22 protein-coding genes are annotated in these 24,370 nt (G+C 59.2%); 5 read left to right on the forward strand and 17 right to left on the reverse strand.

The window, feature by feature from the left end:
* Window positions 1–38: 38 nt before the first annotated feature.
* The 6 genes from deoC to ACKUUJ_RS09215 all read right to left on the reverse strand — a co-directional run bounded on the left by deoC (window position 39) and on the right by ACKUUJ_RS09215 (window position 4,946).
* The gene (gene deoC / locus ACKUUJ_RS09190; RefSeq protein WP_409065373.1) at window positions 39–1,343 is read right to left on the reverse strand and encodes a deoxyribose-phosphate aldolase; all 1,305 of its coding nucleotides are present in this window, start codon (window positions 1,341–1,343) and stop codon (window positions 39–41) included.
* 26 nt (window positions 1,344–1,369) lie between these two features.
* Entirely contained in the window at window positions 1,370–1,762 is a 393-nt protein-coding gene (locus ACKUUJ_RS09195) for a hypothetical protein (RefSeq protein WP_329739112.1), read from the reverse strand.
* 116 nt (window positions 1,763–1,878) lie between these two features.
* On the reverse strand, window positions 1,879–3,186 hold the full coding sequence (locus ACKUUJ_RS09200) for a PTS ascorbate transporter subunit IIC (protein WP_409065374.1): 1,308 nt from the start codon (window positions 3,184–3,186) through the stop codon (window positions 1,879–1,881).
* Between the two features lie 54 nt (window positions 3,187–3,240).
* A complete protein-coding gene (locus ACKUUJ_RS09205) occupies window positions 3,241–3,540 on the reverse strand; it encodes a PTS sugar transporter subunit IIB (protein ID WP_117734930.1) in 300 nt (99 codons plus the stop codon).
* An 89-nt stretch (window positions 3,541–3,629) separates the two neighbouring features.
* Window positions 3,630–4,079 carry a PTS sugar transporter subunit IIA gene (locus ACKUUJ_RS09210; protein WP_409065375.1) on the reverse strand — a complete coding sequence of 150 codons (450 nt, stop codon included), beginning with the start codon at window positions 4,077–4,079 and terminating at the stop codon, window positions 3,630–3,632.
* Between the two features lie 15 nt (window positions 4,080–4,094).
* Entirely contained in the window at window positions 4,095–4,946 is an 852-nt protein-coding gene (locus ACKUUJ_RS09215) for a class II fructose-bisphosphate aldolase (protein ID WP_118094350.1), read from the reverse strand.
* 276 nt (window positions 4,947–5,222) lie between these two features.
* Between ACKUUJ_RS09215 and ACKUUJ_RS09220 the strand changes: the two genes are divergently transcribed.
* Window positions 5,223–6,515, forward strand: a complete 1,293-nt coding sequence (locus tag ACKUUJ_RS09220) for an IS30 family transposase (RefSeq protein ID WP_409065101.1) — start codon at window positions 5,223–5,225, stop codon at window positions 6,513–6,515.
* Window positions 6,516–7,011: 496 nt separating this feature from the next.
* Entirely contained in the window at window positions 7,012–7,995 is a 984-nt protein-coding gene (locus ACKUUJ_RS09225) for a DNA/RNA non-specific endonuclease (RefSeq protein WP_409065376.1), read from the forward strand.
* Between the two features lie 197 nt (window positions 7,996–8,192).
* Here ACKUUJ_RS09225 and tnpA read toward each other — a convergent pair whose 3' ends face one another.
* The 5 genes from tnpA to ACKUUJ_RS09250 form a co-directional block, all read right to left on the reverse strand.
* Window positions 8,193–8,651, reverse strand: a complete 459-nt coding sequence (tnpA, locus tag ACKUUJ_RS09230) for an IS200/IS605 family transposase (protein ID WP_055250296.1) — start codon at window positions 8,649–8,651, stop codon at window positions 8,193–8,195.
* A gap of 222 nt (window positions 8,652–8,873) precedes the next feature.
* Window positions 8,874–10,949: a translation factor GTPase family protein gene (locus tag ACKUUJ_RS09235; protein WP_040359539.1), complete on the reverse strand. Its 2,076-nt coding sequence runs from the start codon at window positions 10,947–10,949 to the stop codon at window positions 8,874–8,876.
* A 310-nt stretch (window positions 10,950–11,259) separates the two neighbouring features.
* Entirely contained in the window at window positions 11,260–12,024 is a 765-nt protein-coding gene (locus ACKUUJ_RS09240; RefSeq protein ID WP_254881781.1) for an amino acid ABC transporter ATP-binding protein, read from the reverse strand.
* A complete protein-coding gene (locus tag ACKUUJ_RS09245) occupies window positions 12,017–12,670 on the reverse strand; it encodes an amino acid ABC transporter permease (protein WP_099432382.1) in 654 nt (217 codons plus the stop codon). The genes ACKUUJ_RS09240 and ACKUUJ_RS09245 overlap by 8 nt, the downstream gene beginning before the upstream one ends.
* The gene (locus ACKUUJ_RS09250) at window positions 12,670–13,530 is read right to left on the reverse strand and encodes a transporter substrate-binding domain-containing protein (RefSeq protein WP_409065377.1); all 861 of its coding nucleotides are present in this window, start codon (window positions 13,528–13,530) and stop codon (window positions 12,670–12,672) included. Before ACKUUJ_RS09250 ends, ACKUUJ_RS09245 begins: the two co-directional genes overlap by 1 nt.
* Before the next feature lie 348 nt (window positions 13,531–13,878).
* Between ACKUUJ_RS09250 and rlmD the strand changes: the two genes are divergently transcribed.
* The gene (gene rlmD, locus ACKUUJ_RS09255; protein WP_409065378.1) at window positions 13,879–15,327 is read left to right on the forward strand and encodes a 23S rRNA (uracil(1939)-C(5))-methyltransferase RlmD; all 1,449 of its coding nucleotides are present in this window, start codon (window positions 13,879–13,881) and stop codon (window positions 15,325–15,327) included.
* Window positions 15,328–15,392: 65 nt separating this feature from the next.
* Here rlmD and ACKUUJ_RS09260 read toward each other — a convergent pair whose 3' ends face one another.
* From ACKUUJ_RS09260 to tilS, 5 genes are all read right to left on the reverse strand, one after another.
* On the reverse strand, window positions 15,393–16,214 hold the full coding sequence (locus tag ACKUUJ_RS09260) for a phosphatase (RefSeq protein ID WP_409065379.1): 822 nt from the start codon (window positions 16,212–16,214) through the stop codon (window positions 15,393–15,395).
* Window positions 16,215–16,379: 165 nt separating this feature from the next.
* On the reverse strand, window positions 16,380–17,564 hold the full coding sequence (locus ACKUUJ_RS09265) for a pyridoxal phosphate-dependent aminotransferase (protein WP_409065380.1): 1,185 nt from the start codon (window positions 17,562–17,564) through the stop codon (window positions 16,380–16,382).
* A 200-nt stretch (window positions 17,565–17,764) separates the two neighbouring features.
* Window positions 17,765–19,843 carry an ATP-dependent zinc metalloprotease FtsH gene (ftsH, locus tag ACKUUJ_RS09270; RefSeq protein WP_409065381.1) on the reverse strand — a complete coding sequence of 693 codons (2,079 nt, stop codon included), beginning with the start codon at window positions 19,841–19,843 and terminating at the stop codon, window positions 17,765–17,767.
* A gap of 61 nt (window positions 19,844–19,904) precedes the next feature.
* Window positions 19,905–20,453, reverse strand: a complete 549-nt coding sequence (gene hpt, locus ACKUUJ_RS09275) for a hypoxanthine phosphoribosyltransferase (RefSeq protein ID WP_118081750.1) — start codon at window positions 20,451–20,453, stop codon at window positions 19,905–19,907.
* A 148-nt stretch (window positions 20,454–20,601) separates the two neighbouring features.
* Entirely contained in the window at window positions 20,602–22,140 is a 1,539-nt protein-coding gene (tilS, locus tag ACKUUJ_RS09280; protein ID WP_409065382.1) for a tRNA lysidine(34) synthetase TilS, read from the reverse strand.
* Between the two features lie 48 nt (window positions 22,141–22,188).
* On the opposite strand from tilS, the gene ACKUUJ_RS09285 reads away from it, so the two are divergent.
* Window positions 22,189–22,998, forward strand: coding sequence for an MBL fold metallo-hydrolase (locus ACKUUJ_RS09285; protein WP_409065383.1), 810 nt, complete (start codon window positions 22,189–22,191; stop codon window positions 22,996–22,998).
* 71 nt (window positions 22,999–23,069) lie between these two features.
* Here the strand turns inward: ACKUUJ_RS09285 and ACKUUJ_RS09290 are convergent, their stop codons facing one another.
* On the reverse strand, window positions 23,070–23,501 hold the full coding sequence (locus ACKUUJ_RS09290; protein WP_409065384.1) for an Hsp20/alpha crystallin family protein: 432 nt from the start codon (window positions 23,499–23,501) through the stop codon (window positions 23,070–23,072).
* A 278-nt stretch (window positions 23,502–23,779) separates the two neighbouring features.
* Here ACKUUJ_RS09290 and ACKUUJ_RS09295 point away from each other — a divergent pair, with 278 nt between their 5' ends.
* On the forward strand, window positions 23,780–24,250 hold the full coding sequence (locus ACKUUJ_RS09295; protein WP_409065385.1) for a hypothetical protein: 471 nt from the start codon (window positions 23,780–23,782) through the stop codon (window positions 24,248–24,250).
* Window positions 24,251–24,370 lie beyond the last annotated feature (120 nt).

A 24,370-nucleotide genomic window follows, 5' to 3' on the forward strand; every position in this document is an offset into this window, starting at 1 on the left:
TGGGGCATTCCTTATGCAAAGAATGCCCCAAGCTACCTCTAGCGCGCGCCGAAAAGCTTGCGCGGGCTGGCACTCGCGCCGATACGATCGGCACCGGCGCCCGACATAAGCGCAAGATCTTCTTTCGTGCGTACGCCGCCCGATGCCTTGACCTTTACACGGCCGCCCAACTCTTGAGCAAACAGATAGACATCCTCAACCTGGGCACCAGCCGTACCAAAGCCCGTAGACGTCTTAATAAAGTCTGCGCCGGCAGCCTCGACGGCATGACAGATCGGCTTTTTGGTTTCCTGCGCCAAATAGCACGTTTCGACAATGACCTTGAGCGTCGCATTGGGCACGGCCTCGCGCACGGCTCGAATATCGTCCTCGATGGCCTGGTAATCGCGGGCTTTGACCATGCCCTGGTCAATCACCATGTCGATTTCGGAGGCACCGTTGGCGTAGGCATCGGCCGCTTCGACCGCTTTCGCAGCGCTCGTCATATAGCCAAGCGGGAAAGCGATGACCGTGGTGAGCACAAGGTCGGGATAGGCCTTGTGAGCACGGGCGATATACGAAGGCGGGATGCATGCGCTGGCACAACCGTACTCGAATGCCTCGGCACAAATGGCATCAATCTGGTCCCAGGTCGCCGTCGGCTTAAGCAATGTGTAGTCAATGCGCGAGCAGAGGTCCTCATCAGTAAACTCTGCCCCCGCCTTGGCGGCAATGGCGGCAACCGACGAAGGATCGTCCAGATACTCATCGACCTTGGCCAAAAAGCCCGGATAGTCAACGGTATCGACATTGGTCACGTCAAGCTCAATGGTATGACCCAGCTCAAACGTATCATAGCCGCGGTTTTTGATGCGGTCGACAAGGATATCCAAATCGACCAGGTCGTCGCCCTTGCTACGATCTTCGAGCACATCGCCCTTGTGATAATGCGTCACAATGTGCGCAAGATGACGCGTCGGCTTAAGATCGCGAGCACGGTAGCGCTTGCTGATCATAACGGGATCGGCGACAAGACGAATCGTGAGCACACGGTAGCCGTGCTTGTCCGCCAGCTCAGCGAGCCTGTCGTGCTGCTTGGCGGAGAACGGATAATCGCACATAATCTGCGGCCCGTCCGCCATGGCGACATCGAGGCGACGGAACCACTCCTGAAGAGCGTTCGCATCAACCTGAGCCTTTTCCTCGGCATTGTTAAAGCCGTACGTATCCCAATACTCTTCCTTAACGTCATCAAGCGAGACGCTCAAAAAGCTCTCGGACGTATGGCGAGCCTTGATGCGATCTGCCAAATCGGTTTTGCCCGTAGCCGGAGGTCCGGCAAGCAAAATCAGCGTCTTTTCCATGCTGGGAAACCCTTCTTACTACCCGATTATTTGCCACGAAGCTGGTCTTTAGAGATAGCAAGCATCTCGGTAACCTTGTCCATGTAATACTTGATAGCCTCATCGTCTTTCGCTTCGGCGGCAGCCGCACGCTTCTTGTTGTACAGCTTGACCAGTGCTGCAGACGCCTTGCCCATCGTGCGATTGACTTCCAGGCTTTGCTCGTATGCCTCAACGGCCTCGTCGACCATGTTGGCATCGGCATAAAGCTTGCCAATCTCGTTTAGAACGTTTGCGGCAGCGACGCCCTCCTTGCCCTCGAGCTCGGAACGCTTTGCCTTAACGGCGTCGAGAACGGCATCTCGATCGAGAACGGGTGCGGTCTCGGCTGCAGCGGAGGCCACCTTCTCCTTTTTCTTGCCAAATCCAAACAAACCCATTGGAAACCTCCACTAGCAGTAATAAACGAAAGGGGTTGTTCCCCTGCCGGGGACCAGGCACAGGAACAACCCCCTTAAAGAAAGACTTGGACCTTCGTCAGGCGCTACAAGAATCCCTATGCGATACCAAAGACGCTGAGGATGGACTTGATGGCCATGAAGAAGAAGCCGGTGACGACGGTGTCGACGTCGGTGCAGGTCATGTTCACGAAGCCAATCTGAGCGAGCATCGGGGACAGGAGCGCAGGCAGGATCATGATGAAGATGCCGTGGAAGATGCAGCCGATGATGGCGCCGCGACGACCGTCGATGGCGTTACCGAAGACACCAGCAGTGCCGCCAGCGAAGAAGTTGGACATAACGCCGGGGATGACGAGGGTGCCCATGAAGCCGGTGATAGCCATGCCGATCAGCGAGCCAAGCGTGGTGAACACAAAGCCGAAGATAACGGCGTTAGGGGCATAGGTGAACAGGACAGGGCAGTCCAGAGCGGGGCGCGCATCGGGGACGAGCTTCATCGAGATGCCCTGGAAGGCGGGGACGAGCTCGGCGAGCAGCAGGCGGACGCCGGCGAGCAGGACGTACAGACCAACGACGAACTGCATGGCCTGGAGGAAAGCGTAGACCATGAAGTTGGTGGCGCCGCAGTAGTCAGCAGCAGCAGCGGGACCAGCGAAAGCAGCGACGACCAGGTAGAAAACGATCATGACCAGGCCGACAGCAGCGTAGGTATCCTGGAGGAAGGACAGGGACTGCGGAATCTCGAGATCCTCGGTGGACTTGGACTCCTTGCCGCCAGCGAGCTTCTTGGTGATGCTTGCGATAAGGGCGGTGAACATATAGCCGAAGGTGCAGAAGTGACCCAGGGCGATGTCATCGGACTCGGTAATCTTGCGGACAACGGGCTGAGCGAAGGCAGGCATGAGGGTAGCGAAGGCGCCACCGACGATGGAGCTGACGACGATCAGGGGGATACCGCGCAGACCGCAGAAGAAGGCGAAGACGACGCAGAGCGTGGACTCCCACAGAAGGGCCTGACCAGTCAGGAACACATACTTAAACTTGGTGAAACGAGCGAGAATGATGTTCACCACGAAGATGCCAGCGAGGCAGATGGCGATCTCGGAGCCAAGGCCGAGGTCGGTCATTGCCTGACCGTTGATGCCCTCGATGGAAGCGACGACGGCGGTCATGCCGTTGAAGCCGAAGGCGGAGTTGAACATATCGCCAAAGTAGGCAAGAGAGCCCTGCATGACGCTCGAGCCGGCAGCCAGAACAAGGAAGCCGAGCATCGTCTTAAACGTGCCGAGCAACACGTCGTTGGCCGACTTCTTCTGAAGCACAAGGCCCAGGCAGGCGACGAGACCGATAACAACGGCGGCCTGCGTCAGGATGTTATTGATAATAAACTCAAGAACAGCCATGTTGTACACCCCTTTTTCTCATGTACATTTCTATCAATCTAGGCGAAGAGACCCTTACTCCAGGACGCCCATCTCCTTGAGCACCGGGGTCAGCTTTTCCTCGATTTCCTTCTTATCGACAAGACGCTTGAGGAACACGCAGGGAAGACCGGTGTTGTAGCTTTCGATCTGCGTCTTGAAGTTCTCGGCAGCGACGATCATGTCGAAGCCCTTAGAGGCGCCCGCGGCGCTGGAAACGCTGTCGTGGTCCATCTTGCACTGGACCCCGAGCTTCTTCATGACCTGCTCAATAGCCATCTGGCAGGCAAAGCTGCTTCCAAGACCATTGCCGCAGCAGCACAAAATCTTGACCATGTTCATTTCCTTTCCTTTGGGGGCACGTGCCCCACCTCGGGGTAGATGCGGGCAAACACATAGGCTCGCCCGCACCAAGCGACACTGTTTTACGCCGCCGCACCCGTAAATGCCTGATAAATCTCGTCGGCATCATCAGAAGCGACGATCTGCGCAATCTTGTCCTCATCCATAAAGATGCCAGCAAGTACCTGCATAGCCTCGATATGAGAATTAGAATCCTCGGCCGCAAGTGCGACCAAAAGGCGAACATCAAAGCTGTCTTCCGAAAACTTAACGGGCTTCTTCAGGACCGTCACGGCAAGCTGACCTTTAATGCAACCGTCCTCGGGGCGGCCGTGAATCAGCGCGACGTCTTCGGTGAGCACATAGTAGGGACCCATCTCGTTGGTGGCGCGGATAATCTCATCCGCATAGCGATCCTCGACGTAGCCGCCCTCGTTGAGCGGAGCGATGGCGAGCCTGATCGCGTCCTGCCAGGAATCGACAGAATCGACAAGGCGAACGTTTTCGCGCTTGAGCATCTCCGTAATCTGCATCGATGCGCCTCGTCCCTAAGCGACGATATTCTTGAACAGGCTGATGCGGTGCTCGACAACCTCTTCGACGGCCTTCTGAGCAGGCATAACCATGTTGCGGTTGGAGGCGTTCTCCTTGAGCTCGTCATAGCACTGCTTGGAGGTCTTGTTCCAATTGACGAGCAGATCGGTGCCAACGTTGAACTTGCGGATACCCAGGTCGATGACGTGACGAACATCCTCGTCCTTAACACCGGTGCCACCATGGATGACCAGGGGGAAGCCGTTCACGGCATCGCGAATCTTCTCGAGCTGATCGAAGGAGATGTTGGTCTTGGACTTGTACTGGCCATGGTTGGTACCGATAGCGACGGCAAGGGCATCGATGCCGGTCTTCTCGATGAACTCGACGGCCTGCTCGGGATCGGTGTAGCGCACGTCGGCATCGGCGACGGCGACGCCATCCTCGGTACCGCCGACGGTGCCGAGCTCGGCCTCAACGGAAGCGCCGTGGGCCTGAGCCATCTCGACGATGCGCTTGGTACCAAGGATGTTCTCCTTGAAGGGAAGCGCGGAGCCGTCAAACATTACCGAGCTATAGCCGGCCTCGAGAGCCTTGCGGATCTCGTCGAAGTTCTTGGCGTGGTCGAGGTGGAGAACAACGTTGACGCCGTACTCCTCGGCCATGGACTTGCACACAGCAACCAGGTTGCGATGACCAACGTAGCTAGCAGTGCCCTCGGAGGTCTGGATGATCACGGGGGTGTGCAGGCGAGCCGCGACGCGAATAATCGACGGGCACATCTCGAGGTTATGGGTGTTAAAAGCACCAACGGCCATGTTGAGCTGGTTGGCCTCTGCCAGGACTTCGCGCAAGGTTACGTACATAGTGTTTGCCTCCTGTTGTCTCCACTGGATGTATCAAGTGGCGACCGCACAGGGGGTGCCGGCCGCCGTCCTTGATCTACAATTAGATTATCACAAACGTCCGTATATTCGGTTGTCCGAATGATATTTCGTTTGATATGCTCCGCATTGACCGTTCACCTTGATTATCAACTTTATCCGAACACCTCCCACATTCATCCGCACATGTGCGGATGAATGTGGGAACCCGATACCCTGAGGGCCGGGCCGGCCGGCCCCGGGAGATCGGAGGACGGCATGTCCGGAAAGAAGAAAAGGGACTCCGCAAGGGCGGTCCCGAGGGCCTACGGAAGGCTCACGAGGCACGAGCGGGACACGGTCCAGAGGATGCTGGAGCGCAGGGCGTCGTGCAGGGAGATCGCGAGGGAGCTGGGCAGGTCGCCCTCGACGGTGAGCGCCGAGGTGGCGTCGCACAGGTTCGTGACGGCGCCGAAGGCCAGGCGCGGCGAGCGCGTGGACGCCTCCGCCGACCTGTCGGCGGCCTGCCCGCGCCTGGCGGCGTGGCCGCGATGCTGCAACGGCTGCGGGCGGTACCGCGCGATCGGCTGCAAGCGCCGCCCCCACGTCTTCTACGAGGCCCGGGCCGCGCAGCTGTGCGCCGACTCGGTCCTCGTCTCGTCCAGGCGCGGGATAGACGCCGACGAGCCCGCCGCGGCCGAGGCGCTCGCCCACATTCGCGACGGCCTGCGCCGCGGCCTGTCGCCCGAGCAGCTGTCGGCCCGGAACGGCGGGCCCGTGGACCTGTCGCCCTCGACGATCTACCGCTGGGTCTCGGCGGGCTACGACGGCATGACCAACATGGAGCTCAGGCGCAAGGTCGGCTACAGGCCGAGGAAGCGCGCCGCCGGCCGGGCGGCCACGCGCCACTCCGCCCGCAGGTCGCATGCCGCGTTCCTCGCCCTCGGGGAGGACGCGTGCGCCGCGGCCTGGGAGATGGACACCGTCGAGGGCGCCCGGGAGGACTCCGCCTGCCTGCTCACGCTGCTGCACCGCCCCAGCAGGCTGCAGCTCGCGCTGCCGCTGGCGGAGAAGACCGCCGGGCGCGTCGCGGCCGCCCTGGGCGATATCAGGGAGGTCCTCGGCGCCGACGGGACGCGCCGCGTGTTCCGCGCCGTCCTCACCGACAACGGCGCCGAGTTCTCCGACGAGGCTGCGATCGCGGCGCTGCTCGGCGAGGGGCCGGGCGAGACGAGGCTGTTCTACTGCGACCCGAGGCGCAGCGACCAGAAGGGCGCCTGCGAGCGAAACCACGTCGAGATAAGGAAGCTGCTGCCCAAGGGCTCCGGGCTCAGGTTCGACCGGCTCGCCCCGGCGGACCTGGCGCTGGCCATGTCGCACGTGAACTCCGAGCCCCGCGGCGCGCTCGGCTTCTCGACGCCCGCGCGCGCCTTCAGGGCGATGCTCGGGGAGGACGCGGCGGCGCTGCTGGACGCCTACGGCGTGGAGGAGGTGCCCATCGGCGAACTCGACCTGACGCCGAGGCTCATCGAGAGGGCGCGCGCAGAGAGGGGCGATGCCCCGCTGGCCTAGCCTAGAGGAAAAACGGAATAGACGGACCGACCGTCCGGCTGAGTCTGGGAAGAGGTGCCGGGCGGCGGGCGGAGCATGGCCACCGGACCCATCGAAACACATCTCCACCGTTCCTTCAACTGGGAAAACGGCGCCCCCGGGGCCCGTGAGGGGCCGCGGGGGCGTTCGGCTAGCTGCGGGAACGGCCTATCCGCTCAATGTGTTCGGCTGAGATCGGAAATCAACCCATTGACCGTTCACCTGAATTTTTCGACCGTTTACCCGTAAAAATAGGGCGCCCGCAACCCATGCGGACGCCCTTGTCTGTCAGCCGCTCTCAACCAAAACGGAGTGCAAGCTCAACTGGCTCGACCCCACCTCAATCTAGCCATACGTCAAATATGAGGCAGATGAATCAGTAGCGTCTATCCCAAATCTTGAGTATTTGTTCGGCAGAACGGCCCCTGCCGGCTCCTGCTAGACTGGTAGATTCCCAACCGTCCATCCAGGAGCCTCAATGTCGCGCAAGTCCACCTACAAGCAAGTACTTTCCATCGGCACCGCCGTGGTGCTGGGGTTTGCGCTGTTTACGGGATCACTCGACGGAGCGCCCAAGCTGCTGTCGCCGCAAAGCGATGAGCAGGCGGCGGCTCTGGCCGAAAAACAAAACGAGAGTCCCAGCCGCACCGACGACGAGGCGGGCCTGGTCGCTCGGCTCGAATCGGGAACGGCGAGCTCCCCGGACCCTCAAAACGGCCAGGACCCTGACGATGGTTCCGATTCCGCCGCGACCGACACCGATGACGACGTTTCCGCGGACAGTGCCGCCACCCCCATCGACGAGGTCGAAAATCCCGACCTCAACCGCGCCCGCGGTGTTTATCTCAGCAGCATTCCCGACTACGCCGGCAACCCCTACGTTGCCCTTCGCACCGACAGCACGCACCCGCTCGGCACACCGTCATTCACACTCGATGAATACGAACGCGCTGCAGAAGAGGGCTGCTTTAAGAAATTCTCCAAGCTCGACAGTATGGGCCGCACTCGCAAAGCGCTCGCCTGCGTGGGCCCCGAATCGCTCGGTCAAGGCAAGCGCGGCGATATCTCGCGTATCCATCCTGCCGGTTGGCACCAGCAGCGCTACGACTTTATTCCAGGCCAGAGCCTCTACAACCGCTGCCACCTCATCGCCTGGTCGCTCTGCGGCGAAAACGCCAACCGCAAAAATCTCCTCACCGGCACGCGCTATCTCAACGAGACGGGCATGCTGCCGTTTGAAGAACAGATTCTTAACTACATCCGCGACACTGGCAATCATGTGCTCTACCGCGTCACGCCCGTGTACAACGAAGAGGAACTCGTCTGTCGTGGCGTTCGTCTGGAAGCACAATCGGTCGAAGACCACGGTAAGACCCTCTGCTTCCACGTGTACTGCTACAACCTGCAGCCGCACGTGCAGATCGACTACGCCACCGGCCGCAACCAGACCTCGGGAGTTTAGGGCCGACCAAGCTGCCCGTAACCCAAAAAATGATCCGTTTTCCTCCGTCCCCAAGGAATCAGAACCACCCTTAAAAAGGGTGGTTTGCTCTTAGGGTATAACCCACGGGCCCCGGGCTCGCGTCTAAAGGCGCGGGCCCGGACTTCGTCCAGGCCTAGTGCATCTTGACCCGTGGCGCGCCGGTCGAACCGGCAGGATCACCTCCTCTTGAAGGGGTCCTCGTACTCCTTCACGCTCAGCTTGTCCAGCGCGATGTCGTGGGACTCCTGCTCCCTGATGTACTTGGCGATCGTCGCCTCGTTCAGGCCGACGGTGGACACGTAGTAGCCCTCCGCCCAGAACTTCCTGTTGCCGAACTTGTACTTGAGGTTGGCGTGCCTGTCGAATATCATCAGCGAGCTCTTCCCCTTCAGGTAGCCCATGACGCTCGCGACGCTGTACTTCGGCGGGATCGCCAGCAGCACGTGCACGTGGTCTGGCATCAGGTGCCCCTCGATTATCTCGATCCCCTTGTACTCGCACAGCTTCCTGAGGATCTCCCCTATGTCGCTCCTGATTTGGTTGTAGATCACTTTGCGCCTATACTTCGGCGTGAACACGATGTGGTACTTGCACATCCACTTCGTGTGGGAAAGGCTGTAGGCCTTCTGGGCCATGGCGACCACCCCTTCGACTCGAATTCTTGACGGCCTGAACAATCGTCAATATCGGTCGGAGGGGTGGCTTTGTAAAGCCGTTTGTCTCCACCCGCGTAGCGGGTGGTTCAAAGCTGGCCGCTGCGCGGCCAGCAGACTAAAGTCTTGAAAATCAAATAAGGCCGCCCCGGTTACCCAGGGTGGCCTTTTCGTCAGCACCTACATTGCAGGCAAAATCGCACGCTACTTGGCGCGACCCTCCTCATAGCGCTCGACCAGCTTGGCCTGAACGTCATAGGGAACCTGCTCATAGCCAGCGGGCTTCATGGTAAAGTCACCCGTGCCGCGCGTGATAGAGCGCAGGCGCGTCGAGTAATCCGTCAGCTCGGCGAGAGGTGCCTGGGCGATGACCACGGTGTCGCCGCGTTCATCGGTCTCCATGCCCGTCACGCGACCGCGCGATGCCGAGATGTCACCCATCACGGCGCCGGCGTAGCTCTCGGGAATAGTCACCGTGATTTCCTCGATGGGCTCCAGCACCACCGGGTCGGCATCGGCGCATGCCTTGCGCAGGCCGATGCGAGCCGCCGCGCGGAACGCCATCTCGTTGGAGTCGACGCTGTGATACGAGCCGTCGTACACAGCCACGCGAATGCCCGTGAGCGGGTAGCCGGCAATGATGCCGTCCTTCATGGTCTCCTGGACACCCTTGTCCACGGCGGGGATCAGCGAGCGCGGAATGCGGCCGCCCACGACCTCATCCACAAACTCGTAGCCGTCGCTCGTGCCGTCGGGCCCAATAAGCGGCTCCACGCGCAGCCAGCAGTCGCCGTACTGACCGGCGCCACCGGTCTGCTTCTTGTGGCGACCCTGGGCGCTCGCCGTGCGGCGGATGGTCTCGCGATACGGAATGCGGATCGGCACGCTCTTGGCCACGACCTTGGTGCGATCCTCCAAACGGTTGAGCAGCACCGAAACCTGCGCCTCACCAACGGCGGAGATGATAGTCTGGCCCGTCTCCTCGTCACGATCGATGCTCATGGTCGGATCAGCCTTGCACGCCTTCTCGATAAACGTATAGAGCTTCTCTTCGTCGCCACGGTTCTCGGCCTCGATGGCAATGCGGTACTGCGAGTTGGGGAACTTAAACGCCGCAGCCTCGACCTTACCGGTAATGGAGAGCGTATCGCCCGTCTCGGCCGCCAGCTTGGGCGCCACGATGATGTCGCCGGCATAGGCGTGACCGACCTCGGTCATGTCGCGGCCGCACATCACATACAGGTGGGCCAGACGATCGCTCTTGCGGGTACGCGCGTTGATCAGCTCAAGACCCGGCTCAAGCGTACCCGTCAGCACCTTGATAAAGCTGATGCGACCCTGCTGCGGATCGGCCAGCGTCTTAAACACAAACGCCACCGGACGGTCATCGTCGCTCGAAATCTTGAGCGAATCACCGTCGATGAGCGGCATCTCGCCGTAGTCCGTCGGCGCCGGGAAGTACGTGGCGATGTCGTCCATCAGCGAGTTGACGCCCTGCTCCTTAATGCAATCGCCCGCAAAGACCGGCACAAAGATGCGCTCGGCAATCGCCTTCGACAGCAAGCCCTCAAGCTCCTCCTGCGTCAGCGTCTCCTCGCCTTCCAAGTACTTCATCATCAGTTCGTCGTCAGCCTCGGCCACCAGCTCGCACAGATGGTCATGGGCCTCCTCGGCCTGGGCACGATACTCCTCGGGAATCTCCGACTCAACGGCTTCGGCGCCGTTGCAATGGCGCGCCTTCATGCGCACCAGGTCGATGATGCCATCAAAGTCCTCGCCCTCGCCCCAGGGAAGGGTCACGGCGCCCAGTCGCGTGCCAAAGCGCTCCTGCAGCAGGTCCATCGTGGTCGCAAAGCTGGCCTCGGAGCGCGACAGGCGGTTTACGAACACCGCACGCGCCAAGCGCAGGTCCTCGGCGGCATACCAGAGCTTAACCGTCGTAGGCTGCGGGCCGGCCTCGGCGTCGACCACAAACAGGGCCGTCTCGCAGACGCTCATCGCGGCAAAGGCGTCGCCGATAAAATCGGGGTAACACGGGGCATCGAGCACATTGATGCGCGCGCCCTTCCAGTCGATCGGTGCAATGGTCGTCGAGATGGAAAATGCACGCTTGACCTCTTCGGGGTCATAGTCGAGCGTGGGCTTGGTGCCGTCGTGGCCGCCCAGGCGGGCGGTCTTGCCAGAAAGGTGGAGCATGGCCTCGGCGAGTGAAGTCTTGCCCACCCCGCCTTGGCCTACGAGCACCACGTTCCTTACATTGCCGGTCTTGGGAGCACCCATGATGACCTCCTTGCAGGGCCGCGCGCATTGCGCGACGCCAACGGGGAGAGTTCGCGGTCGGTGCCATCCCGGGAGCAGCATGGTCGGCAGCCGAGCCGACTCACCCTCCAAATGTCCTATGCCACCACCCTACCCTCACGGGCGACCGTCCATGCACACCTTTCGGCACACGTATGAATACAGGCGGCGAGAGGAAGAGACAAGCTTGTAAGGCGATTATTGAACCCCGCCGATGCAAACAAAAAGCCGCCACAGACCGTAAGACCTGCGGCGGCTTCGCCTCAATTAATAGTTGAGCAAATACCTGAGCCTATCCCTCGATACGGCTCAAAAACTCACGCGTGCGCTGCTCGCGCGGATGGTCGATAACCTGCTCGGCCGGACCCTCCTCGACAATGCGGCCTCCGTCCATAAAGACCACGCGATCGGCAACATCGCGCGCAAACTGCATTGCGTGGGTCACGATCACCATCGTCATATTCTGCGCCGCAAGGTCTTTAATGACACGCAGCACCTCGGCCGTCAGCTCGGGATCGAGTGCCGAGGTCGGCTCGTCAAAGAACAGGATCTCCGGATCGAGCGCTAGGGCGCGGGCAATACTCACGCGCTGTTGCTGACCGCCCGAAAGCTCACAAGGAACCTTGTTCTCGTTGCCCGTAAGCCCCATCTGCGCGATCAACTCGCATGCACGTGCCTCTGCCTGCTCGCGCGGGCGCTTAAGAACGCGGATCGGCGCATCGGTGATGTTTTTCATCACGGTATAGTGCGGGAACAGATTGTAGTTCTGAAACACCAGGCCAAATCGCGAGCGCGCCTGCCTGGGCACATCGCCCTTCGCATAGACCGCGCCCGAACCCGCATCCGTCGCAACGGCAAGGTCGCCAAACGAGAGCGAGCCTCCGTCGAGCGTCTCGAGCAGCGTGGCACACCGCAGCAGCGTGGACTTGCCGCCACCCGAAGGCCCGATAATCGCCACGACCTCTCCACGCTTTACCTCGAGCGAGATATCCTTGAGCACCTCATTGCCGCCAAACGCCTTACGTGCGTTTTCGATTTTCATCACTGAGTTAGTCATGATAATAGTCCAGCTTCTTTTCGGCGGCGCCCAGCAGCATCTCGACCACAAAGTTAAAGACCCAGTAGATCAACGCCGCAATCGCAAACGGCACCATGCTCACTTGCGAGGCGACCAGCGCCTTGGCCGTCGAGAACATCTCCCCCACGCCGATGGCAAACGCCAGCGACGTGTCCTTGACCAGCGTGATGATCTCGTTGCCCATCGCCGGCAGAATACGCTTGGCAACCTGCGGCATCACAATGTACAAAAACGTCTGCAGGCGCGAGTAGCCCAGCACCTCGGCGGCCTCGTATTGACCGCGCGGAATGGACTGCAGGCCCGAGCGATAGATCTCGGCAAAGTAACCGGCGTAGTTGATGATGAACGCTACGACGCACGCCGTCCACTTGGAATCGGGCGTGAGCGAAATGCCAAACACGTAGTACGGGGCAAAGTAGATGGCAAACATCTGCAGCATGAGCGGCGTACCGCGCATGACCGAGATATAGATGCGCGCAATCCAGCGAAGCGGCGCGATTTTGCTCATGCGCATAAACGCCACGGGGATTCCCAGCGGAATCGACCCCAGCAGCGTCAGCACAAACAGCTGCAAACTGACCAAGAACCCCTGGCCAAGCATCTGCATCATGACCTGAATAGACATTACTTGAGCACCCAATTATCGAAAGACAAACCATAGCTTGAATATTTATCGCAGAGGTCCTTGACCGTGCCGTCCTCGTAGAGCGCCTTGAGCGACTCGGCTACAGCATCGGCCGACTTGGTGTCGCCCTTCTTAAAGCCAACGGCGTAGTGCTCGCTGGACAGCGGCTCATCAAGCTGCGTATAGGCATCGGGCTTGGCGGCAAGCTGATACTGGGCAATCGAAAGATCGCACGCCACGGCATCGACCGCGCCGCTCTCGAGCTGCATAAAGGCCGTGTTGTACTCGCCGATCGTGTCGAGCGTGGCAAACGTCGCTGCCAGATCCTTCTGGTCACCCTCAAGCACGTCCTGCGCAGCGGAATCAGTCTGGGTAATCACAGTCTTGCCGGCAAGATCGTCCCAGCCCTTGATGCCCGCATCCTTCTTGACCACCAGCACCTGCTCGTTGAGCATGTACGGCTCGGAGAACGTGTAGTCGTCCTCACGGCCCTCCATGGTAAAGCCGTTCCAGATGCAGTTGATGGCGCCCGAGTTAAGCAGCGTATCCTTGGCGTCCCAGTCGATGGCCTCGTATTTGACCTCCCAGCCCTGCTTATCGGCAACAGCCTTGGCCAGATCGAGATCAAAGCCGGTGTACTCGCCATCGTCGCCCACAAAGCCGTACGGAGGATAGGACTTATCAAAGCCCACCACGAGCTTCTTGGACTCCGCAGCGCCCTTCACATCCTTGGCTGCAGCAGAACCGGCAGCGGAACCCTTACCGGCACCACCACCGCAGCCTACCAGGTCAAGACCTAGAACCGTAGCGAGCGAACCGGCTAGACCAACAAACTGACGACGAGACATATCGGTATTCATGGTATTCCCCCTTGGTGGCACTTTAGTTAGGTAAAGTGAGTCATGTAACGTTCAGAATCATACACTCTACCTAGATAAAGTACAAGGGAGGGGTTGCCCGGCGTGGGCGGGGAGCGGCGCGTAATTAAGTTTCCTGCTCTACAGTCCTGCGCAAGACGGAAAGCACATTAAGTGCTTTCCTTTGCGTGCGGAACTCGCGATAAACTTAATTACGCGCCGCTCCCCGCCCACGCCGGGCAAACATCGTTGGACTTATCACTGACACGAAATGGGCGCTTGCATATCGTCCGCTAGCTTGGCACGGTACAATGCTTGCAGCTTTTAATTCATGAATTAGTGGAGTTATTGATGGCAGAATCTCGTGCGGAGCGTAAGGCTCGTCGTGCTTTGATCGAAGCGGCTGAGGGGTCGAAGGAGAAAAAATCTTCTAAGAAATCCAAGTCGTCTCAGGATGCGAAGGGCAAGTCAGCCAAAGGCAAGGCTAAGGCCAAGCGTCCCGGCTCTCGTCGGAGCGAGGACAAGGCATCTCAGACTCGCTCCAAGCGCTCGCATAAAGATCAGGTTTCGTCTGCGCGTAAGGCTGTGGATCCCAAGTCTCCCTGTTCCATCATGAAAGCCTGCGGTGGGTGCACGGCGCTCAATCGTCCTTATAAAAAGCAGCTGGCGGCCAAGCAGACTGCTATGGAGGAGCTTTTTGCCGCTCTTTGCGAGCGCGAGGGCATTAGCGTCGACCCCATTCGCGGTATGGGCGTCACCCTGGGCGACCCGGGCAAATATCCTGCGCCGCGCGGTTTTCGCCATAAGGCCGCCACTCCCTTTGCTCCCGGTAAGGAGGGTGCTGTCCGTTGCGGTTTCTTTGAGCGCGGCACGCACAAGATCGTTGCCGTACCCGAGTGTCCTGTCGAGGCACCGGGTGCCCGTCAGATTCTCAACGGCATCGCACGCGAAGCTGAGCGGCTGCATATTCCCGCCTTTAATGAGGACAAGCATCTTGGTTTGCTTCGCTATGCCGTCGTCCGCTGCGGCTGGCGTACCGACCAGGTCATGGTCACGCTCGTGACCGCTCAGCGCGACTTGCCGCATGCGCAGGAGTTCTTTGAGGCTGTCGCCGCACTCGATCCGCGCATCGTCACCGTCGCCCAAAACATCAACGGACGTCCCGGCAACGCCATCCTCGGCGAGGAAACCCGCATTGTATATGGCGCCGAGTGCATGCGCGACCAGCTGCTCGGCTGCGAATTCGACATCTCCCCCACCGCGTTTTATCAGACCAACCCGCAACAGACCGAGCTGCTCTATCAGCTCGCTATCGACGGCATGGATTTGCACCAGGGCGATGTGCTCATGGATGCCTACTGTGGCAGCGGTACCATCGGTCTTTGCGCAGCTAAAGATGCCCAGAACAAGGGTATCGGCATTATGCTGCTCGGCGTGGAGCGCAACCCGGCGGGCATTGCCGACGCACGCCGCAATGCCGAGCTCAACGGCCTCACCCGCAGCGCTTGGTTTATGGCCGACGACGCCACCGATTACATCCTGGATGCCGCCGATAACAACGAGCGGGTCGATGTCCTTTCCATCGATCCGCCGCGCGCCGGCTCCACGCCCGAGTTCCTCGAAGCTGCCTGCGCGCTTAAGCCGCGCCGCATCACCTATATCAGCTGCAACCCCGTAACTCAAGAGCGCGACCTGCATCAGCTCCTCGACGGAGGCTATCGCCTGCTCAAGATCACGCCCCTCGACATGTTCCCCCACACCGACCACACCGAAACCGTAGCGGTCCTCGAACGCCGCTAATTGTCCGGCACAAGAAAGGGGGCGGCCCGCCTGGACCGCCCCCTTCGCTTGGTTTATAAACTCAGCTACATCCCCTTGCGCAGGTCGCACACGCCGGCTGCAGCCATCTCGCGCAGCAGCGTCTCGCGGTCGCGCGTCACGATCAGGTCCAGCGGGAAGTGAATCTCGTCGAGCATCTTACGCGCCTGGTCGAGCTTGCCAATCGCCATGCCAATATGTGCATCGGTCGACACGCCAATGCCCACGCCCAGCTCGGCGCAGCGCTCGGCGATCTTGCGGCATACGGCCCAATGCTCAGTGTCGACACCGTGTTCAAGACTATGGTTGTTGATCTCGATAATCTTGTGCTTGGCCTTAGCTGCCAACAGCACCTCGTCGATATCGAACGGCACGCCCGAGCGCCCCGTGTGACCCAGCATGAACACCTTGGGATGCTCCAAGGCATTGATATACATCTCAGTCGTCTGGGCCAGCGTCGCGCCTTCAGCAATCTGCGGATTATGCATGCTCGCAACCAAATAATCCAAATTACGCGTAACCAAATCGAACAGCGAATGCTGACGGCTATACGAATCGCCGGCAATATCGAGCGTGACAGGAGTGTCCTCGCCAAACAGACTTCCGTCCAGCGAAACGATATCGGCCTCGGCGCCACGCAGCACCAGCACGCCGCTCCAAATGCGCGGCCAGATATCCTGGTTGATAAAGAACTGGTAACTGCGCAGGTCATTAGGGCAAGCCGTAACCATAGAGCTCAGATGGTCGGCAGATCCAAGCACCTGCAGGCCACGCTCTGCCGCCCAGTACACATTCTCCTCAATGGTCGAATATGCATGCGCAGAGAACATCGTATGGGTATGAATGTCACAAGAAAGCAGGTAGGGCATCGGGTCTCCTTATCTGGCATGGCCGTCGCTTATATTCATTGTACGCATAGCCTTCAATAGTCGTAAAACCACTCCATCCCAAAGACACAACGTCCATGACAACGGGGTCCGGCTTAACACCAAACCCCGTTTCACGTAAAACATTGTAGGCAGAGCGCTTTACTTCTAACGATACTCGTCCGCCAACTGTTTCCAAGCGGGTAGCGAATTGATGATCGTTTCGTAACTCACGCAATAGCCCAGGCGGAACCAACCCGGCATGCCAAAGCTGTCCGAGGGAACCGCAAGCAACTCATGCTTCTTTGCGCGCTCGCAAAACGCATTCGCATCGGGCTCGAGTGCCTTCACCCACAGGTAGAAAGCACCGTCCGGCTCAACATAGGTATAGCCGTAGTCCGCCAAGGCGTCGGTAAGCGCCGTGCGGTTGCGAGCATAGGCCTCGATATCGCTCGGCTCATCGATGCAATCGATAATCACGCGCTGGAAGAGCGCCGGTGCACATACAAAACCCAGCGTACGGGCAGCACCCGCAACGGCCGGCATCAGACGCGCAGCCTGCGGATTGGTGTTGGGAACCAAGATCCAGCCAACGCGCTCACCCGGCAACGACAGCGACTTAGAATACGAGTAGCACACAACGGTGTTCTCGTAGATCGAGGGCACCCAAGGCACCTCGGCACCGTACACGATCTCGCGGTACGGCTCATCCGAGATGAGCATAATCGGATTCTCGGGATCACGCCGAGCGTTGGCCTCGCGCAGAACATTGGCCAGTCGCGTCAGCGTGTCGCGCGTATATACGGCACCGGTCGGGTTGTTGGGCGAGTCGATGATGACGGCCGCCGTCTTTTCGCTGATCGCCCTGAGCACGTTGTCCACGCTCAGCTGGAACGTGTCTTCATCGGCAGGCGCCTCAACGCACGTGCAGCCGGCCTTCTCAATCCACACGCGATACTCCGGAAAGTACGGCGCGATAACGATGACCTCGTCACCCGGATTGGTAACGGCGTTGAGCGTGCAGGTGAGCGAGGCCGCCGCACCTACCGTCATAAAGACATCCTTACCCTCATAGCTCGTGCCAAAGCGGCGGTTGAGCGATTCGGCAACGGCTGCTCGACATTGCGGCAGGCCCGGTGCGGGGGTGTAGCCGTGCAGCTGGTCACTCGGCAGCTCCAAGGCCTTCTTAATGGACTCCGCCACGGCAGCGGGCGCCGGAACACTCGGGTTGCCCAGCGAAAAATCGAACACGTTCTCCGCACCGATCTGTGCCTTGCGCTCAAGACCATAGCTAAAGATCTCGCGGATGATGGAGCTTTCCGCACCGCGAGCATACATAGTTTCGTTGATCATCTGTTCCCCTTTCGCATAGGCGCTATTGTACGCTTTAGTCGGGCAAAGCGCTGCAGTAATGTTAATTGGGTGTTGATTGGGGACAGACTTAAATGCGTGAAAACGCTCATTTAAGTCTGTCCCCAATCAACAGATGGCCCCATATCGCTCAAAAGAAAAAGCCTCCGCAGGTTTCCCCGCGGAGGCTTTTGTTACAAGGGCTATTTGTCGGTGTCGACGTCGGCATCGGCGTTGACGGCACGGTCATCGCCAGCGTCACCGGATGCCACTTCAGCATCCTCCTGCATGGCCGCCTGCGCAAAAGCTGCGGCATCAGCCGCCAGCTCCTCCTCGCTCATACGAGGCATGCGCTTTTTGGCCGGCATGCCGGCCGCCTTGGCGTTGCGCTCCTCCTTGGCCGCCAGGATATCGCCCTCGCGCTCAAGGTAGGCATCCCACTCGTTGTCGAGCAGGGCGTTCACGGCGTCGCCCTCGACGGTCTCGCGCTCAAGCAGCACCTTCGCCATCAGATCGAGTTGATCGCGACGGGCATCCAGAATCTCGACCGCACGGCGATGGGCTTCGCGCATGATGCGCTGAACCTCGATATCGATGCGGCGTGCCGTCTCCTCGGAGTAATCCTGGTGATCGGCGTAATCGCGACCAAGGAACACCTGATGCTGTGCCTCGCCAAACACCTGCGTGCCCAGCTCCTCGCTCATGCCCAAACGCGTAACCATCTCGCGTGCCATCTTGGTCGCGCGCTCCAGGTCGTTGCTCGCGCCCGACGTGATGTCATCGCACATGAGCTCCTCGGCAACGCGGCCGCCCAAGAACACGGCAAGCTCGTCGAGCATCTCGTTCTTGGTCTTGAGGAAGTGATCCTCCTGCGGAAGCTGCAACGTGTAGCCCAGAGCCTGGCCGCGGCTGACGATCGAAATCTTATGAACCGGATCGGAGTGCTCCAAGATGTGACCCACCAAAGCGTGACCGCTCTCATGATAGGCAATCGTGGTGCGCTCGGCCTCGGTCATCACGCGACCCTTGCGTTGCGGTCCGGCAATCACGCGCTCCATCGACTCCTCGACCTCGTCCATCGAGATCACGGAACGATGGCGGCGAGCGGCCAGCAGCGCAGATTCGTTGAGCAGGTTTGCCAGATCGGCACCGGTAAAGCCAACGGTCATCTGGGCGAGCTTCTCAAACTTAACGTCCTCGTCCATCGGCTTATTCTCGGCATGTACGCGCAAGATCTGCTCGCGACCCTTTACGTCCGGACGGTCGACCGTGACCTGACGATCAAAACGACCGGGGCGCAGCAATGCCGGATCCAGAATATCGGGGCGATTGGTTGCGGCGATCAGGATGACCGACTCGCTTTCCTCAAAACCGTCCATCTCGACCAGCAGCTGGTTGAGCGTCTGCTCGCGCTCGTCGTGACCGCCGCCTAGGCCGGCTCCGCGCTGACGTCCCACGGCATCGATCTCGTCAATAAAGATGATCGACGGAGCCTGAGACTTGGCCTCCTTAAAGAGGTCGCGCACGCGGCTGGCGCCGACGCCCACGAACATCTCGACAAAGTCAGAGCCCGAGATGCTAAAGAACGGCACGCCTGCCTCGCCGGCAACGGCCTTAGCCAGCAGCGTCTTACCGGTACCCGGAGGACCAACCAGCAAAACGCCGCGCGGAATCTTGGCACCCAGCTTGCGATAGCGGTCCGGATCGCTCAGGAAGTCGCGGATCTCCTCGAGCTCCTCGACGGCCTCGTCCACGCCGGCGACGTCCTCGAACTTTACCTTGGGACGCGTAGCCTCGTTAGTCTTGGCGTTGGTCTTGCCAAACTGTATGTTCCTGTTATTGGCGCCCATCATCTGGCGCATAAAGTAGAACATGATGGCGATCAGGGCGATCGTCGGCAGCACGCTCATCGCCAAGTCGCCCCAAAAATCGGGGTCGTTGGTGTTGACGATATACTTGGTGTCGGGGTGCTCCGCCATAAGCTCGGCAAGCGAATCGGAGCCGACATAGGTCGAGGAAAAGCTCTTGAGCTCGCTCGTATCGCCCTTGTCCTTTTTTGTCTTCCAGTAATGACCCGCCACGCTTCCGTCTTGAACCGTATAGGTCAAATCTTCGACGCGATCCTGCTTAATGGCGCTGACCATCTCGCTCGTCGCGAGCTTAACGGTATTGCTGGAGCTGGCAAAACCGGAGCCCATACTAAAGAAGGCATAGCCCAGAAGCGCGCAAGCCAAAAGAAAATACAGCCAGCCCGTACGCGTGGGCTTCTTGCCTCCGGGCATCCCCGGGATCTTAGGCTCCCGGGGAGTCTGGGAATTGTTGTCGTTACGGTCGTCGGGCATCTTACGAATAAACCTCCGGTTTCAAAATGCCCAGATACGGAAGGTTGCGATAGCGCTCGGCATAGTCGAGGCCGTAGCCCACCACAAAGGCATCGGGGCAATGGGTTCCAACATACTTGGGCGTGATGGCCGAGGTGCGGTCCTCAACGTCCTTCCACAGGAAGGCAGCGACCTCCAGCGAGGCGGGCTTGCGGCTCTCAAGGTTCTTCATCAGGTACTTGAGGGTCAGGCCCGAGTCCAGAATGTCCTCGACGATCAGCACGTCGCGACCACGGATGTCGATATCCAGGTCCTTAATGATACGCACGATGCCCGAAGACTTCACACCGTCGCCATAGCTCGAAACAGCCATGAAATCGATGTTGGTCGGCAGCTCGATCTTGCGCATCAGGTCGCCCATAAAGACAACGGCGCCGCGCAGGACCGCGATCAACACCAGATCCTTACCAGCGTAGTCGCGCGTAATCTCCTCGCCCAGGCGAGAAACGATACCTTCGATATCCTCCTGCGTAAACAGAACCTTCTCGATATCCGGATGTTGAGAAGCCATGACAACCCTTTCTTGTGCTTAATCGCCCACACACCGCCGTATGGACGCGAACTACACATTCTAGCAGCGCACGGGGTATATTTTCCAGCCCGCGCATCATCAGCGCGGGAATACCGTCAACGCCGCACAGAAAAGCTGGTGCGAGAAGCTAATCCGCATCAACCACGCGAAGCAGATAGGCCACACGCGTCGCCGCCGTGCACTTAAAGCGTTCGTCCGTGCGAACTCCGACGACCCACACCACGGCACCTCCCGGCGCCGTCCTCACCATGGGCACGCCGGCGCGCTCAGAAACGGGAATGCGAGCCTCACCTAGCAAGTCGGATACCTTCTTGCTTCGGCCACTCATCCCCAACGGGCACATCACGTCTCCCGGTGCGGGACCGTCTACCCACAGGCGCGCCAATCGCGCCTCGGCAGGGATCTCGCCACGCGAGCCCGCCAAGATTCGCTCGCTATCGCTGTCGGCAAAACCCAGGGCAGCCGCGTCCACCAAAGCCGTCACTTCTCCGGCAGCCGCAAGCTCACGGGCGCGGCGCACGATGTCGCATCCCGGCTCAACGGCCATCGGCTCTGCGACCAGCACACGTCCCCCGCCCAACGGCAAACGCCCGGGTATGGTGATCCAATCCGCGACCAGGCCCTCACGAGCCGCCGGTGCCTTAAACGCCAGCATGCCAAACTCTACGCGTGCGTCAATCCCCGCCGGAAGCGTGACCGAGCCGGCGCCCTCGGCAACGCAGGAAAGAACTCGCTCCACATGTCGCATCTCTGGACGAGCGTCCGGATCGATGCGCTTAATCGCCAGCCGCACGATGCGCCGCGCGATTACCACCTCGGCCGCAGCAAGGCGCCTGGCATCGAGCACCAGCGCGCCCGCCGCCTCTTTGCGCAAACAGCTTCGAAACGCCTGTGCCGACAGCTGGGATAGAAACGCATCTTCGTCACCAAGGATCTCACAGGCGGCGCCAATCGTCTTGCACACGCTCGCATTACGCTGCGCCACCACCGGCATCACCCGATGGCGCACGTAGTTTCGCAGATACGAGACATCCTCATTGCTCTCATCTTCGCGCCACGGCTGTCCATGTACCTGTAGATAGCCCACGAGCTCGCCATGAGTTAGGTCGAGCAAGGGGCGCACCACGATATTCCTCCGGCGGGGAATGCTCGATAGGCCAGCGGGCCCTGAACCCTTAATCGCATTCATCAAAAATGTTTCCGCGCGGTCCGAAGAGGTATGGGCAGTACAGATACGCGCCGCCGTTCGCGGTGCCCCCGTCTGGGCGCAGAGCTCGCGAACATACCTCCGCGCCGCGGCATAGCGCACCTCGCGGGCCGCGGCCTCAATATTGCCCGACTCCCCATCAAAATAAGCGTGCTCCACGCACAGCGGTAAACCATATTTCGCGCAGAGCTCACGCACAAAGGCCTCGTCGCCATCGGACGCCTTGCCGCGCAGATGATGGTTTACATGCAGCACATGCAGGCGCTCGCGAGCAATGGGGGCAACACCGCGTCCGTCTTGGATATCCAGCTTTGATGTGCACGCCATAAGAAGCAGTGCCGTCGAGTCCGCGCCGCCTGATACCATGAGCACGACAGGAGCAGCCTGCTGCCTCGTCCGGGTCTCATCGACTGCCCCAGGCACGGCATGGTGTCCATAATGCTGAGATACCGTAGGCATTTGCTTCCTCCTCTATTCGTCCGCACCCATTGTATCCTTTGGAATCTTATGTCTCGTCTGCACCTTCATATCCTCGGCAGTGGCTCTAAAGGCAACTGCGCACTCATCGAGGGCCCGCAGGGGCTCATTATGGTCGATGACGGACTGTCTCGCCGCGAAACGCTCAAACGCATGGCGGAACTCGGACTGTCGGCAGACGACGTGTACGCCCTTGTTGTCACCCATGAACACAGCGATCACATCAAGGGCCTCGATGTCTGGTGCAAGCATTGGAATGGCCCGGTCTTTTCCAGCAGAGGAACGCTCACGTCCAAAGAAAGCCTCGCACATCTACCTGTCGAGGAATTCGACCCAGGTGACGCCCTCTCTATTGCCGGAGTCCACATTCAAACATATTCGACATCCCACGACGTCGTTAATCCCGTCGGCTACCGGTTTGACGCTCAGGGTGATTCAATTGGCTTTGCCACCGACACCGGCGAGTTGTCGAAGCATGCCATCAATACGCTCAAGGACTGTCGCATTCTCGCACTCGAAAGCAACCACGATGTAACCATGCTGCGTCAAGGCGACTATCCTCGCTTTCTTCAGGAACGTATCCTGTCTGTAAAAGGACATCTCTCCAACGATCAGGCCGCCGATGCCGCACGCGCGTTGGTAACCGATCGCACCGAGCAACTTATCGCGATGCACATTAGCCAAGACAACAATCGCCCAAGCCTGACCGTCAAAAGCTACGCAAGCTCCCTCGACGCAACACTCGACAACGAGCTTGGCAGCACCGCCACCCGCGTTGAGGGGCTGCATAAACTCACGATACGTCCCGCCGGGCAATATCGGCCCATGACCATACAGTAAACAGCAAAGGGGGCTGGGAATTACTTCCCAGCCCCCCTTAACGTAGGCACCGATTTTAAAAGCCGATAGCCTTAATCGATGGAAATCTTCGTAACGTTCTTCTTCTCGACAATCTTAGGAACCGTAACGGTAAGGATGCCGTCAGCGTACTTTGCAGAAAGGCCCTCGCTCGAAGCATCCTTCAGGTACACACCGCGCGTCGCGCTGTACGAGCTGAACTCCTTCTGCAGGAAGTTCTTACCCTCGTTCTCCTCGTCTTCCTCGACATTCACGCTAATGGACAGACGGCCCTCGTTAAGCTCGACATCGATATCGTCCTTGGCGACGCCGGTCAGATAAGCGTTGACCTCATAGCCATCGCCCTTATCTTCAACGTCAACGGGGAACGCCTTAGAGGCAATCGAGCTGTTCGCTAGGTCGCTCATATCATCAAAGAGATCAAACAACGAGCTAGCAGAGGGACGAACACCAAAAACCGAACGATAAGGAACCATGCTTGCCATGACTACCACTCCTTTAAGGGACTGCCGAGCCATCTTCTAGGTGGCAGGGACTTCTTTGGACGCTCTAATATATGCCCATCCATTTCTTATATATACAATTTGATATAAAGTTTTTTAAGTCTCTTTATATAAGCATATCTAAGTCTGGTCGACTAAGGTTTTAACGAAGCTAAGGTTCTTTAAACCGTGCCTTAAATACCATATGCGCGGCCTGTCAAAACAGAGCGAAGGGCTTACAATGAGCGCATACACGTTGTTAATGACAACCTAAGGGCATCATGGACGATCAGACCTCCGACAATTCGTTTGAGTCGCTGCAGAACGATAGTTCTGCCTATTCACAGCCCATACGCTACCATCGTCCCCATATTTCCCAAGAGCCCATTAACGATGCGGAACCTGAATATGTAACTCGAAATCGTTATCAAACCCTTGAAGAAACTCAATCGGGTCGCAGACACATGGGAGTCGCCTCGAGCGATCCGGTGTATCTAAAAGATGCCCCCTTATCCAAAAACAGCGCATGCAGCCAGGAGCAAACACAAACACCCACTAAGCAACATCGTAGAGGGCCCCGTCCCAAGCAAACTCTAACGCATTCCGCCCGCTATCTTGAGACGCCTAAGCAGGGGAAATCGATATTTACATCGTCAAACAGACGACGCAAACAGCACCGTCTCCAAATGGCACTCTTGATCATTGCCATCGTGGCAATCGTGCTGGTCATTCATTTTGTTTTCTTCAAATAGAAAAGGCTATTAAGCCATAGAGGCGTTTAGCCCATATCGACCAAACGCAAAAAAGGGGGAGGCCGCGAGGCCTCCCCCTTCTTCAAGTCGATGACGGCTCGGTGCCGTCCACCGGTCAGC

It is taken from the genome of Collinsella sp. wc0583 (assembly GCF_046116915.1).
In the GTDB taxonomy this organism is placed as follows: domain Bacteria; phylum Actinomycetota; class Coriobacteriia; order Coriobacteriales; family Coriobacteriaceae; genus Collinsella.

Coding starts and splice junctions, on each gene's coding strand:
- tilS (WP_409065382.1), bottom strand. CDS start 22,140: ATGCCTACGGTATCTCAGCATTATGGACACCATGCCGTGCCTGGGGCA.
- ACKUUJ_RS09260 (WP_409065379.1), bottom strand. CDS start 16,214: ATGCCCTACCTGCTTTCTTGTGACATTCATACCCATACGATGTTCTCT.
- ACKUUJ_RS09220 (WP_409065101.1), top strand. CDS start 5,223: ATGTCCGGAAAGAAGAAAAGGGACTCCGCAAGGGCGGTCCCGAGGGCC.
- ACKUUJ_RS09215 (WP_118094350.1), bottom strand. CDS start 4,946: ATGTACGTAACCTTGCGCGAAGTCCTGGCAGAGGCCAACCAGCTCAAC.
- ftsH (WP_409065381.1), bottom strand. CDS start 19,843: ATGCCCGGAGGCAAGAAGCCCACGCGTACGGGCTGGCTGTATTTTCTT.
- ACKUUJ_RS09245 (WP_099432382.1), bottom strand. CDS start 12,670: ATGTCTATTCAGGTCATGATGCAGATGCTTGGCCAGGGGTTCTTGGTC.
- hpt (WP_118081750.1), bottom strand. CDS start 20,453: ATGGCTTCTCAACATCCGGATATCGAGAAGGTTCTGTTTACGCAGGAG.
- tnpA (WP_055250296.1), bottom strand. CDS start 8,651: ATGGCCCAGAAGGCCTACAGCCTTTCCCACACGAAGTGGATGTGCAAG.
- ACKUUJ_RS09200 (WP_409065374.1), bottom strand. CDS start 3,186: ATGGCTGTTCTTGAGTTTATTATCAATAACATCCTGACGCAGGCCGCC.
- ACKUUJ_RS09210 (WP_409065375.1), bottom strand. CDS start 4,079: ATGCAGATTACGGAGATGCTCAAGCGCGAAAACGTTCGCCTTGTCGAT.
- rlmD (WP_409065378.1), top strand. CDS start 13,879: ATGGCAGAATCTCGTGCGGAGCGTAAGGCTCGTCGTGCTTTGATCGAA.
- ACKUUJ_RS09290 (WP_409065384.1), bottom strand. CDS start 23,501: ATGGCAAGCATGGTTCCTTATCGTTCGGTTTTTGGTGTTCGTCCCTCT.
- deoC (WP_409065373.1), bottom strand. CDS start 1,343: ATGGAAAAGACGCTGATTTTGCTTGCCGGACCTCCGGCTACGGGCAAA.
- ACKUUJ_RS09195 (WP_329739112.1), bottom strand. CDS start 1,762: ATGGGTTTGTTTGGATTTGGCAAGAAAAAGGAGAAGGTGGCCTCCGCT.
- ACKUUJ_RS09250 (WP_409065377.1), bottom strand. CDS start 13,530: ATGAATACCGATATGTCTCGTCGTCAGTTTGTTGGTCTAGCCGGTTCG.
- ACKUUJ_RS09225 (WP_409065376.1), top strand. CDS start 7,012: ATGTCGCGCAAGTCCACCTACAAGCAAGTACTTTCCATCGGCACCGCC.
- ACKUUJ_RS09235 (WP_040359539.1), bottom strand. CDS start 10,949: ATGGGTGCTCCCAAGACCGGCAATGTAAGGAACGTGGTGCTCGTAGGC.
- ACKUUJ_RS09265 (WP_409065380.1), bottom strand. CDS start 17,564: ATGATCAACGAAACTATGTATGCTCGCGGTGCGGAAAGCTCCATCATC.
- ACKUUJ_RS09295 (WP_409065385.1), top strand. CDS start 23,780: ATGGACGATCAGACCTCCGACAATTCGTTTGAGTCGCTGCAGAACGAT.
- ACKUUJ_RS09285 (WP_409065383.1), top strand. CDS start 22,189: ATGTCTCGTCTGCACCTTCATATCCTCGGCAGTGGCTCTAAAGGCAAC.
- ACKUUJ_RS09240 (WP_254881781.1), bottom strand. CDS start 12,024: ATGACTAACTCAGTGATGAAAATCGAAAACGCACGTAAGGCGTTTGGC.
- ACKUUJ_RS09205 (WP_117734930.1), bottom strand. CDS start 3,540: ATGGTCAAGATTTTGTGCTGCTGCGGCAATGGTCTTGGAAGCAGCTTT.